This is a genomic window from Streptomyces sparsogenes subsp. cuspidosporus (assembly GCF_039532705.1).
GTDB lineage: Bacteria > Actinomycetota > Actinomycetes > Streptomycetales > Streptomycetaceae > Streptomyces > Streptomyces sparsogenes.
The window spans coordinates 58,550-70,193 of the sequence record NZ_BAAASD010000045.1 but is presented as its reverse complement, the minus strand read 5'-3'; the positions used below and the strand labels follow the sequence as shown (position 1 = coordinate 70,193).

Genomic DNA, 11,644 nt, shown 5'->3' with positions numbered 1-11,644 from the left:
GGATCTTGTCGTACGAGGTCTCCACCCCGGGCCCGGTGGCCAGCAGGGTGTTGGTCACCCGGCCGTCGGGCGCCGGGGTGAACATGCCGGCCACCACCACCAGGCCGGCGTCCTCGGCGATCTGCCGTACCCCGGTGGCCCACGGGCCGTCCAGCGGCTCGGCCAGGGGCGCCAGCGGGGTGCCGAAGCAGGCCATCGTCGCTTCGGGGAACACCACGAGCCGGGCGCCGTCCCGGGCCGCGCGGACCGCCTGCTCGCGCAGGACGGCGAGGTTCCGCTCGGGCTCCGGTCCGGTGGTGATCTGGCTGAGTGCGATGCGCATGCGGGGTGCGGCCTCTCTGTCGGATGGGTGGTCCTGGCGCTGGGCGAGGTGCTCTGCATACCTCTCATGAGGAGGGTTACCCGGCGGCCACCCGCTGTCCGGCGAAGGGAGAAGGTCATGTACGCCCCGATGAGGCCTCACCACATCGCTCCCCGGCTGACCACCGGAGCGTTCATTCTGCACTCGGGCCTGCAGCATCTCCACGCCGACGAGCGGACCGGTCAGGGACTCCACAGCATGACCGCCGGAGCCTATCCCCTCGTCGGCCGGATGTCGCCCCACCGGTTCACCAGGCTGCTGGCCTGCGCCGAGGTCGCTCTGGGGGCGGCGCTCCTGTCACCCATGGTGCCCACCGCCCTGGCCGGGGCCGCGCTGACCACTTTCGCGTCCGGTCTGGTCGGGCTGTATCTGCGCACTCCCGGCTTGCATCAGAAGGGCAGCCCGCTGCCCACCGAGGAGGGCATTCCCCTGGCGAAGGACTTCTGGCTGCTCGGCATCGGTCTGGGGTTCCTCTGTGACCGCCAGGCATGGACGCGGCCCTGCCTGGCGGTCTGCCGGAAGTGAGGCGTACACGCGCTGAAGCGGCCCCGTCAGGCGTTGGGGTCGAACGGGACGCCGGCCGGCTTGGCCTTGGCGAGGTGCGCGTTGAAGTTGCCGTCCTTGAGGCCGAAGACGGCGCTGCCGAAGTCGGCCTGGCTCAGCTTGTCGCGGATGCCCGCGGGGTAGCCGTTCCAGCCGATCAGGGCGGGGTACCGCCAGGTGTGGTAGTGGTTCTCCGGCGGTTCGTCATTGGCGTTCGCGGCGCGGAAGGCGTGGGTGCTCAGCCCGTCCTTGTGGTAGACGACCTTCGGGTGGGTTCCGTCCCAGCGGATCCGGTCCCGGGTGTGGACGGTGAAGTTGCCGTGGGCGGAGGTGGCGACGTACTGCGCCTGGTTGTTCTGCACCCACACCACGACGTGTTCCCAGTCGTGGCGGTGGCCGCCGATCGTCGCCTGGTCCTTCTCGAAGTAGAGGCCGTAGATGATCGCGCACCAGCCGTTGTTGCACTTGTAGCGCGCGTATCCGTTGGTGTTGTCGAGGTCCGAGGCGTCGTGGCACTGGCCGCTGGGGCTCCCGGACGGGTTGAGGCCGCCGTTGAGGGTCCCGTCGGGTCCGATGGCGGGGGTCGGGTAGCAGCCGTCGGTGTCGTAGTCGTAGGCCGGCTGGAACGTCTGCTCCAGCCCGTCCGCGTCGGCGGGCAGCGCCTTCGGGGGGTCGGCCAGAGCGCTGCCCGGAAAGGCGATGACCAGCGCGACGGCGCTGCCGAGGATGAGCGGGACCTTGCGGATGCGCGAGCGTGTCTGCACTGCGTCCTCCTGATTGACCGCGGTGGAGGGCAGGCTACCCGTGGTTGGCATGGGCAGGTCACCAGTCGACGCGCCCGTCACGCCACGAAGGGCGGGGTTCCCGGTCCCGGATCCCGGCCCCGGACCGGGATCCGGTCCGCCGTCAGGTGCGGCTGGTGACGGGGGCCAGCCGGGAATTCACCGGTGTCGCTCTCAGGCGGCCCCGCGCTGCGGGCGCGGCGGGACGCCGGCGCCCTCGGCCAGCCGGTCGGCCACCAGCTCGTGGAGGGCGGCGGCCGGCGGCCGCTCCTGGCACAGGAAGCCGTGGCCGCCCGCGAAGTCCCGCGGCTTCGGCGGGGACGGCGTGCTCAGCCGCCACCGCTCCAGCTCCGCCGGCGACAGGCTGCCGTCGCCACGGCCGGACCACACGTGGTAGTCCGTGCCGCCACCCGGCGGCGGCGCGGCCGGCTCCCGGTAGGTGTCCAGCAGGTGCAGATCCCGGCCCAGCATCGTGACCGCGTAGTCGAGCAGGTGGGGATAGTCGAACAGCTCGGCGGGGCAGCCGCCGTCCCGCCGCAGCTCCGCGGCGAGCTCCTCCCGGGTCCTGGTCAGGAACGGGGCGCGCGGGTGCGACGCCAGGCGGGCGGTGGTCGCCGGGGACCGGGACCCCGCCAGTACGACGTCCCTGATGTGGTGGCCCTGCCCGTGGGGGAGCGCCGCGACCAGGGCATGGGCGAGGAGGGCGCCCACCCCGTGCCCCACCACCACCGCGGGCCGGTCCCCCCAGCTGCGGAACGCCGGGAGGAGCCGCTTCACGGCGTCGTCGAAGCAGCGCACCGGGGGAGCGTCGGCCAGCTCGCCCCGGCCGTCCAGCTCGAACGCGACGGCGGCACAGCCCGCCGGCAGGGCCCGGGCGAGCGGGAGCATGGACAGCGCGGTCGCCCCCGCGTCATGGAGGAGGAGCACCCGCAGCGGCAGCCTGGGATCACCGATCAGGAGATGACCGTCAACGGTGGTGATGCGCACGCCGTTCCCCTTGTCCCCTGCGGATGCCCACTCTCCCGGGCGCGGCCGGGAGACGCTCGGCGATCGTCGGAACCAGGATGACTCGAACAGGAGCCGGGCGAGCCGGAACGGCGCACAGAATGGCAGGAAGATGCCCCGGCCCCGCCCGGGGGGCCACCTGCCCGCCGACGGCCGGTCCGCCGTGCGAGCGGGGGAAACCCTGGCTGAGCCGGCATTAGGATCCGCAGGTATGTCGCCCCCGCAGCAGCACCCTGGAGAAGGTCCGCGCACCTCGGCACGCCCTGACGCGGCACAGTGCTTCGCGCGCCGCTTCCAGCGCCTGCAAGAGGTCATCTACCCCGCCGACGTGGGCAGGCCGTACACGGAGCGGGAGATCGCGGAGGCCGTCGGGATGTCCGTCAGCCAGATCAGCAACCTGCGCAACGGCCGCTCGGTCCCCCGCGCGGACCGGGCCGTGGCGCTGGCGACTCTCTTCGGGGTGCGCGTGGAGTACTTCTTCTCGCCCGACGAGGACCCCTACGCGCGCGACGTGGAGGCGCATCTGCGGGCCATCGAACAGGAGCGGCGCGGCGAGCCGGTCGGCCACCGCGACCGCGCCGCCGGCGGCCCGGCGCGGGCCGGGGCCGGACTGCTGGACGACGACCAGGTCCGTCAGATCGCCGAGGGCGTCGCCGTGTTGCCCCGCGACATGCGCGAGACCGTCGGCGCCCTGGTGGACCAGCTGCGCCGCGCCGTCGGCCGCCCGCACAAGCAGCGCGAGCGGAAACCGTGGTGAACCGGCCGCCCCGCCCCCGCCGCGCCGTACGCCGGCGGTACGGCGACCTCCCGGCAGTGCGGTGACGTCCGGGCAGTGCGATGACCTCCTGACAGTCGCGTCGAGGGAAAGGACGACAGCGTGGGCATGCGGTCACAACGGCGCCGGGTGCGGGCCTTGTTGAAGGAGCTGGGCTTACCGCCGCACCCGACCCTCGCCGAGCTGCACGCCGCCTACGAGGCCCGCACCCGGCGAACGCTGCGACTCATCGAACGGGACGTGGCACCCGGCGAACCGACGGGGAAGTACGAGCAGTACCTGACCCAGGACCGCATCTACTACCCCGAGCACACCAGCCCGGCCCACCAACTGCTGGTGATCTGCCATGAACTCGCCCACCTGCTGCTCGGCCACATCCCGCGCCACCACGCCATCGACCCCGCCGTGGTCCTCCGGGTCCTGGGGCGCTCCCACTACGACGACCCCACCGAACACGAGGCCGAGACCATCGGCACGCTGCTCTACCAGCAGCTGAACCTCGCCCCGGACGTCGGCCCGGCCGCCCGGATCGCCCCGTCCCTCGTCCACCGGGAGGGACGCCATGTCTGAGGGCGGCGGCCTGCACACCGTCGGCTACTTCACCGTGGGCGCCGTCACCTACGGGCTGGCCGCGTACAAGGCCCGGGCCTGGGCCGCCGAACGGATCCCCAGCCTGCTGCTGATGGCGATCGGGGCGCTGGCCGTCGGCACCGGCTTCATCGCCGCCGCCCCCGCGGTCTACCGGTGGATCGGCGAGACCGCCGGGGTCTCCAACCTGGCCACCCTCGTCGTCTACACCGCCGTCACCGTGTGCTGCGGATGCATCCTCACGCTGGCGCTGTTGTGGTCCCCGCGGCGATCCGCCGGCGCGGAGGTCGGCCGGCCGCCCACGGAGACCGGCATGCGCGATGCCCTGCGCCGGGTCGCGCCGTACTACGGCGCCGCCACGGCCGTCATGGTGGGGCTGTTCCTCTCCGCCGACCTGCCGCCCGGCGAGAAGCCCCTGACCTTCGACACCGCCTTCGCCGACCGGCCCGTCGTGCTGGCGTTCCTGATGGTCTATCAGGCGGCGTACGGCTGGGCGATCTGGTCGATGGTGTACGTGTGCCACCGGCGCCTGAAGGACATCCCGGACCCGGTCCTGCGGGTCAGTCTGCGGCGCCTGGCGATCGGCTGCGTGTGCGTCGGAGGGTACGGCGTGTGCAAGGTCCTCGCCGTTTCCGGCGCGGTCCTCGGCTCCCACGCCCTGGACGTCCTGAGTACGGACGCGGGCCCCGCGCTGTCCTCCATCGGCGGGGTGATCATGGCCACGGGCTGGACCGGCGCCGCCCTGCGGGCCCGCCGCCAGCGCCGCCGGGACTTCCTTGCGCTGGAGACCTTGTGGACCACCGTGACCCAGGCCGACCCCGGCGTCGTCCTCCACAGCCCGCCCTCCGGCGCCGCCTGGGACTTCCACACCCTGCGCCGCGCCCACGAGATCCGCGACGGGCAACTCGCGCTGCGCCCCTGGACCTCCCAGACCGTCGTCGACACCGCGCGGCGCCTCACCGACGACCACGGCCTGGAGGCGCCGGAGCGCGACGCGCTGGCCGCGGCCGCGGGGATCAAGGGCGCTCTGGAGGCGCTGCGTTCGGGGCGGCCTCCGCTGCGGCCGTGCGCACGGCTGCCGGGCATCGACGTACCGCCGCAGGCCGAGCGCCGCCACCTGGTCGCCGTGGCCCGCCGGCTCGACAGCCCCCTCGTCGACCGGATCCTGGCGGAGGCACGGAAGTGAACTCCGGGCGCCGCCCCGTATGGTGGGTCGGTCACACACTCTGCGGCGCTCGCTCTCCCGTTCCGTTCCCAGCGTGAGGTTCCGGTGTACACATGGCTCGCCCTCGGCATGCCCGATCGCGCTTCCTGGCTGATCCTCCTGGGGTTCCTCGCCGTGCTCACCCTCGTGCTCTGGGGGACCGCGCGGCTGATCAGGTCCCAGGGCGGCCCGCGCCGCGCCTGTCGGCGTATCGTCTGGGAGGCCCGTATGACCCGACGGGCCTTCGCCGAGCCCTTCCGGGTGTTGCGGCGCCACCGCCGCTGGGCCCGGATCCTCTCCGGCCACCTCGCCGACCCCACCGCCTCCGATAGAGCGCTCGCCGCACTCGACCACGCCGACGCCGTTGCGGACGACGGCTGTTACGCCCTCGCGGTCCAGCTGAACCCGGCGCGCGACCGGGTCCGTGTCGTCCTCGCCGGGCGCGACCCGGGCGCCCCCGCTACGCCCTGGCAGGAGGCCACCGCCGACCCGGGGGAGTGGACCTGGTCGGCCCCGGCCGCCTCGCTCGACGGGCCCGGGGGCCCCGACCGCCTGCTCCTCGCCCTCGGCGTCGACCGACGGCTGCCCGGGGTCGTCCTCGTGGACTGGTCGCGGGGCCCCGCCGCCCTCGCCGTGGAGGGCGACCCCCACGCCGCGCGCGGTGTGCTGCAGGCCCTGGCCGCCCAGATCGACCACCTGCCGGACGGGCCGCCGGTCCATGTGGCCCGCGGCGTGCACCCCCGCCACCACGGCCCCGACCTCGACACCCTCCTGGACACCCTCGGCGACGGCCCCCCGCCCGGAGACCCGGACGCCGGGCCGACGGTGACACCGGTCGTGGTGTGCTGGTCCCCGGCCCCTGACCAGGCCGCCCGGCTCTCCGAACTCTGCGCCGCGGGCCGCCTCCGCGCCCTGGTCGGCGGCCGCCTGCCCGGCGCCTGCTGGACGCTCCACGTCGAGCCCGGCGGTCGGCTCCTGGCCCCCGGACTCCAGCTCGACCTGGAATCGGCGGCGTTGCCCCGGGCCATCGCCCGGACCATCCGCCGCACGCCCCGTCGCCCGGCCGCCGCGACCGGCGTCCCGGGGCCGGGCTCGGCCGCGCCGGCCGCCGCGGAGGCCGGGGCCCGTGCCGAGTCCCCTGCCGGGGCCCGTACGGAGACCCGTGCGGAAGCTCGTGCGGAGGCCGACGTGGCGGGGGACTTCGCCGAGCCCGAGCCCCAGGCCGCGGCGGCGAGGCCGGTCCCGGTCCCCGTCCCGGCCCCCGCCACGGTCCCCGGCCCGCGGGCCGAACCCGACCTGGCCGAGCCCGACTTCACCGAGCCCGACCTGGCCGAGCCCGACTTCACCGAACCCGACCTGGCCGAGCCCCACTTCACCGAACCCGACCTGGCCGAGCCCCACTTCACCGAGCCCGACCTGGCTGAACCCGACTTCACCGAGCCCGATCCCGCCGAGCCCGACGGCGGCCCGGGGCCCGCGCCGCGATCACCGGCCCCGGCGGCCGAGCAGGCCACACCGGCCCGGACCGCCGAGCCGGCCGAGCCGGACCCGGGCCGGGCCGACGGGGCCGGGGACGACGATCTCGCCGAGCCCGCCCCCGCCGCGCCGCCGTCGCGGTCCGGCGGTATCTCCGCCGCTTCCGGCCCGACCAACGAACGGACCTCTTCGCAGCCGTGAGACTTTTTGTGAGCGTCGCCGACAGCGACGTCATGCTGGAGGTGGGTGGTGCCACCACCGCCCGCGCCGTCGCCGTCCGTCTGGCCGAGATGGGCCATGCCACGGGCCCCGGGGGCGCCGAGCTGTTTCTCGGCGACCGGCCGTTGCCCGCCGGGCTGCCGTTGGCGGCGGCGGGAGTGCGCGACGGGGCCCGGCTGGGGCTGGGAGCACCCGCGCCGGGGGACGGGGGTGCGTACGGGCCCGGGCGCGAGGAGCTGCCGCCCCCGTCGCGATCCGCCGACGGCGAGCGGCTTCCGCGCGGCCCCCAGGTCGAGCTGCAACTCGTGGGCGGACGCGGCGCGGGGCGGGTCTGGCTGCTGCGGCCCGGTACGTACACGGTGGGCCCGGAGCCCGGCAGCGCGGTGCGGCTGGAGGGGCGCGACGTGCCGCCCGCCGGGATCCGGGTGACGGTCCGCCCGGACGGCAGCGTGCTGCTGAACACCGGTCAGGCGGGCCAGGGCGTGGCCCTGTCGACCCCCGAGCCGCCGGCCGAGCGGCCGCGCGCCGACGCCGCCCCGCTGCCGCCCGCCCCGCCGCCCCCGCTGCCGGACCCGGACGCCGACCGCCGCGACCCGGTGCCGCGCGGCTGGACGGAGTGGCCGCTGGACGGCGAGCTGGTCCTCGGCGAGTATCTGCTGCGGGTAGCGGAGCCCACCGAGGCCGACGCGGCGGTGACGGTGTCGGCCGACGGCGCCTACCTGGACTTCAACCGGCCGCCGAGGATCATCCCGCCGCTGACCCCGGAGCGGTTCGTGCTGCCCGCGCCGCCGACCCCGCCGTCGCGGCGGTCGATCCCGGTGCTGCTGGTGGTGGCGCCGCTGTTCCTGGGGATCGCCATGGTGACGTTCCTCGGGTCCTACTTCTATCTGATGTTCGCGGTCTTCAGCCCTTTCCTGGCCGTCGCGAACTATGTGACCACCCGCCGCAGCGGCCGGCGCGAGTACCTGGCCGGCGTGGCGAGTTACCGCGCGCGCCGCGCCTCGCTGGAGGCGGACGTACGGGAGAAGGTCGAGCGCGAGCGGCGGCTGCGGGTCGCCTCGGGACCGGACCCGGCCACCGCCGGGCTGTGGGCGGTCGGGCCGGGCGCCAGGCTGTGGGAGCGGCGCCGCGGCCACCCCGACCACCTGGCGCTGCGGGTGGGGACGGTCGGCCAGCCCTCGCTGCTGACCATCGACGACAGCTCCCGCGAGGACAACCACCGGTCGGTCAACTGGCGGATCCCGGACATGCCGGTCCAGGTGGACCTGTGCGCCGACGGCGTGGTCGGCATCGCGGGGGAGCGGGAGTCGGCCCGCGCGCTGGCCCGCTGGGCGGTCGCGCAGGCGGCGGTGCTGCACAGTCCCCGGGACGTACGGGTGACCGTGCTGACGGACACGGCTGGGGCCTCCGCATGGGAGTGGGTGCGCTGGCTGCCGCACGCCCGCCCGGGTCGCGGCGGGTTGGCCGCGGCGCGCTCCGGCGGCCCGTCGGTGACGGTCGGCAACGACCCGGAGACCGTCGCCAACCGGGTCTCCGAGCTGGTCTCGGCCATCCGGTCGAGGATGCGCGCCCGGGACTCCGCGATGAGCGGGGCGCTGCTGAGCGAGCCCGATCTGGTGGTGGTGCTCGACGGGGCGCGGCGGCTGCGCGATGTGCCGGGCGTGGTCCAGGTGCTCAAGGAGGGCCCGGCGGTCCGGGTGTTCCTGATCTGCCTGGACCAGGAGGAGCGCATGCTCCCCGAGGAGTGCGTCACCGTCTGCGCGGTCGGCGCCCGCGAGCTGACGGTGCGCCGCACCGGCAGCGCCGAGGTGACCGGCATCCGCCCGGACCAGGTGGACACCGCGTGGTGCGAGCGGATCGCCCGCGCGCTGGCGCCCGTACGGGACGTCACCCCGGACGGCTCGGACGGCCTGCCGGACCAGGTGAGGCTGCTCGGGCTGCTGGAGCTGGAGCCGCCGAGCGCCGGCGAGCTGGTCCGCCGCTGGGGCAAGCGGCCCGCCTCCACCGGGGCGCTGCTGGGCGTCGGCTACACCGGGCCGGTCGCCTTCGACCTGGTCAAGGACGGCCCCCACGGCCTGATCGCGGGCACCACCGGCGCCGGGAAGTCGGAGCTGCTGCAGACGCTGGTGGCCTCCCTGGCGGCGGTCAACCGGCCGGACGAGATGACGTTCGTCCTGGTCGACTACAAGGGCGGCAGCGCCTTCCAGGACTGCGTACGGCTGCCGCACGTACTCGGCATGGTCACCGACCTCGACAGCCATCTGGTGGAGCGGGCGCTGGCCTCGCTGACCGCGGAACTGGTCCGCCGCGAGAGGGTGCTGGCGGAGGCCGGGGCCAAGGACCACGGCGAGTACCGGGCCATGCGGCGGCGCGATCCGGCGCTGCCCCCGCTGCCCCGGCTGCTGCTGGTCATCGACGAGTTCGCGACGCTCGCGCGCGACGTCCAGGAGTTCGTCCCCGGGCTGGTCGGCATCGCCCAGCGCGGCCGCTCCCTGGGCCTGCACCTGCTGCTGGCCACCCAGCGGCCCGCGGGCGTGGTCACCGCCGACATCCGGGCCAACACCAATCTGCGGATCGCGCTGCGCGTCACCGACGCGATGGACAGCCAGGACGTGCTGGAGGTCAACGACGCGGTGACGATCTCCAGCGCCACCCCGGGCCGGGCGCTGGCCCGGATCGGCCACCGCTCGGTGCTGCCCTTCCAGACGGCCTTCGTGGGCGCCCCGCGCCTGGACGAGGCCCCCGGGCCCGCGCCGGCCGAGACGCCCGAAGCCCCCGTCTGGGCCGCCGAGATGACCTGGTCGCTGCTGGGCCGCACCGCGGCCGAGCCGGGCCCCGCCCACGAGGCCGAGGACGAGCCGCCGCCGGGCGCCGAGGACGTGCCCACCGACCTGACGGCGCTCGTGGAGGCCGTACGCGAGGCCGCGGCCGAGCTGGCCATCGAGCCGCAGCCCAGCCCGTGGCTGCCCCCGCTGCCGCAGACCATCACCCTGGAGGAGCTTCCGGTCCGCCCCGACCGGCCCGGCGGGGCGCTGGCGCCGGTGCCGTGGGCACTGGCCGACCTGCCGGGCGCACAGCGCCAGGAGCCGCTGGAGCTGGACTTCTCCCGCTTCGGACACCTCTATGTCATCGGCACCCCGCGCTCCGGCCGCTCCCAGGCGCTGCGGACCATCGCGGGCGCGCTGGCCCGCCGCCACTCCTGCGCCGATGTCCACCTCTACGGCATCGACGCGGCCGGCGGCTCCCTGGCGGCGCTGGGCGAACTGCCGCACTGCGGCGCGGTGGTGTCCCGCACCGACCTGGAGCGGCTCAACCGGCTGCTGGCGCGGCTCATCGCCGAGATGGGTCGCCGGCAGGAACTGCTCACCTCGCACGGCGCGGCGAACCTGGCCGAACTGCGCTCCCTGCTGCCGCCCGCCGAGCGTCCCGCCCACACCGTGCTGCTCATCGACGGCTGGGACTCGCTCACCGCGCTGCTCGGCGACCACGACGGCGGACGCCCGGTGCAGGAGCTGACCGCGCTGATCCGCGAGGGCGCCCCGATGGGCCTGCATGTGATCGCGACCTCCGAACGCGCCCTGCTGTCCGGCAAGGTGGCCTCGCTCAACGACGAGCGGCTGCTGCTGCGGCTGACCGACCGCAGCGAGTACATGCTGGCCCAGATCCCGGCCAAGCAGATCCCGGCCGTCGTGCCACAGGGCCGCGGCTGGCGCGGCGGCAGCGCCACCGAGGTGCAGGTGGCCCTGCTCAGCGCCGCGGGCGCCGGTCGCGACCAGGCCGAGGCGCTGCGCCGGATCGGCGCCGAGGCCGCCCGCCGGGACCGCGAGGTGCCCGCCGCGCTGCGCCCGGCGAAGGTGGCGAGCCTGCCGAAGCGGGTGACGTTCACCGACGCCTACGAGAAGGTGCCCGCCGGATCGCGCCGCCCGCTGTGGGGGCTGCTGGGGGTGGGCGGCGACGACCTCGGCCCGGTCGGGGTGGACTTCGCGGCGGACGCCCCGTCGTTCATGGTCAGCGGGCCGCCCGGCGCGGGCCGCTCCACGGCGCTGGCGAGCCTCGCGGTGTCCCTGCTGGCGGGCGGGACGCGGGTGGTCGCGCTCACCCCGCGCGAGTCGCCGCTGCGGGGCCTGGGCAGGCATCCGAGGGCGGTGGTCGTCGAGTCGCCGGACCCGGGCGCGGACGAGGTGCGGCAGGCGCTGGAGGCCGAGGCGGGCCCCGTGGTGGTGCTGGTGGACGACGCGGACCTGCTGGCCCAGATGCCGTCCGCCGACTCGGTGCTGCGGGAGATCGCGTCGACCGGCCGGGACCGCGGCCAGGGGCTCGCGGTGGCCGCCACCGCGGAGACCCTCACCTCGGCGGGCATCGGCTGGCTCGGCCAGGTCCGCCGGGTCCGCAAGGGCCTGCTGCTGTCCCCGCAGTCGCCGGGGGAGGGGGACCTGCTGGGGGTGCGGGTCCCGTACGACCTGCTGCGCGGGCGGCCGGTCCCGGGGCGCGGGCTGACCGTCGACCCGGCCACCGGGGCGCTGGTGTCCGTGCTGGTCCCCGAGACGGTGCTGCGGTCGGACGGCATGGACTGACCGGACGACGACCGGCTCCCGTTCCCCCGAGGCGCCTCGGCGTCATGGGGGAACGGGAACCGGTACGGCGGCGGATCAGGCCTTGTCGGCGTCAGGCGCTGCCGGTGTCAGGCGCTG

Annotated in this window: 9 protein-coding genes; 6 read left to right on the top strand and 3 right to left on the bottom strand. The window is 75.4% G+C overall.

The annotated features are described in order from the left end of the window. Positions 1-322, bottom strand: a 322-nt coding sequence (locus ABFY07_RS35475) for a nitrilase-related carbon-nitrogen hydrolase (RefSeq protein ID WP_346178447.1), incomplete at its 3' end; no start/stop codon positions are given. 117 nt (positions 323-439) lie between these two features. Between ABFY07_RS35475 and ABFY07_RS35470 the strand changes: the two genes are divergently transcribed. Then, positions 440-886, top strand: a complete 447-nt coding sequence (locus ABFY07_RS35470) for a hypothetical protein (RefSeq protein ID WP_346178446.1) — start codon at positions 440-442, stop codon at positions 884-886. Between the two features lie 26 nt (positions 887-912). On the opposite strand, the gene ABFY07_RS35465 is transcribed toward ABFY07_RS35470, so the two are convergent. Together ABFY07_RS35465 and ABFY07_RS35460 are read right to left on the bottom strand one after the other, a co-directional pair. Further along, positions 913-1,668: an NPP1 family protein gene (locus ABFY07_RS35465; protein ID WP_346178445.1), complete on the bottom strand. Its 756-nt coding sequence runs from the start codon at positions 1,666-1,668 to the stop codon at positions 913-915. Positions 1,669-1,860: 192 nt separating this feature from the next. Continuing rightward, entirely contained in the window at positions 1,861-2,673 is an 813-nt protein-coding gene (locus tag ABFY07_RS35460) for a thioesterase II family protein (protein WP_346178444.1), read from the bottom strand. A 229-nt stretch (positions 2,674-2,902) separates the two neighbouring features. Between ABFY07_RS35460 and ABFY07_RS35455 the strand changes: the two genes are divergently transcribed. The 5 genes from ABFY07_RS35455 (at position 2,903) to ABFY07_RS35435 (ending at position 11,527) form a co-directional block, all read left to right on the top strand. Next, complete coding sequence (locus tag ABFY07_RS35455) at positions 2,903-3,448, top strand: helix-turn-helix domain-containing protein (RefSeq protein WP_346178443.1); 546 nt, start codon at positions 2,903-2,905, stop codon at positions 3,446-3,448. Between the two features lie 126 nt (positions 3,449-3,574). Next, on the top strand, positions 3,575-4,036 hold the full coding sequence (locus tag ABFY07_RS35450; protein ID WP_346178442.1) for an ImmA/IrrE family metallo-endopeptidase: 462 nt from the start codon (positions 3,575-3,577) through the stop codon (positions 4,034-4,036). Then, a complete protein-coding gene (locus ABFY07_RS35445) occupies positions 4,029-5,240 on the top strand; it encodes an MAB_1171c family putative transporter (protein ID WP_346178441.1) in 1,212 nt (403 codons plus the stop codon). Before ABFY07_RS35450 ends, ABFY07_RS35445 begins: the two co-directional genes overlap by 8 nt. Positions 5,241-5,348: 108 nt before the next feature. Further along, positions 5,349-6,935 carry a hypothetical protein gene (locus tag ABFY07_RS35440; protein ID WP_346178440.1) on the top strand — a complete coding sequence of 529 codons (1,587 nt, stop codon included), beginning with the start codon at positions 5,349-5,351 and terminating at the stop codon, positions 6,933-6,935. A gap of 8 nt (positions 6,936-6,943) precedes the next feature. Beyond that, positions 6,944-11,527, top strand: a complete 4,584-nt coding sequence (locus ABFY07_RS35435; protein ID WP_346178439.1) for an FtsK/SpoIIIE domain-containing protein — start codon at positions 6,944-6,946, stop codon at positions 11,525-11,527. The last annotated feature ends 117 nt before the right edge of the window (positions 11,528-11,644 follow it).

Coding starts and splice junctions, on each gene's coding strand:
- ABFY07_RS35450 (WP_346178442.1), top strand. CDS start 3,575: ATGCGGTCACAACGGCGCCGGGTGCGGGCCTTGTTGAAGGAGCTGGGC.
- ABFY07_RS35440 (WP_346178440.1), top strand. CDS start 5,349: ATGCCCGATCGCGCTTCCTGGCTGATCCTCCTGGGGTTCCTCGCCGTG.
- ABFY07_RS35455 (WP_346178443.1), top strand. CDS start 2,903: ATGTCGCCCCCGCAGCAGCACCCTGGAGAAGGTCCGCGCACCTCGGCA.
- ABFY07_RS35445 (WP_346178441.1), top strand. CDS start 4,029: ATGTCTGAGGGCGGCGGCCTGCACACCGTCGGCTACTTCACCGTGGGC.
- ABFY07_RS35470 (WP_346178446.1), top strand. CDS start 440: ATGTACGCCCCGATGAGGCCTCACCACATCGCTCCCCGGCTGACCACC.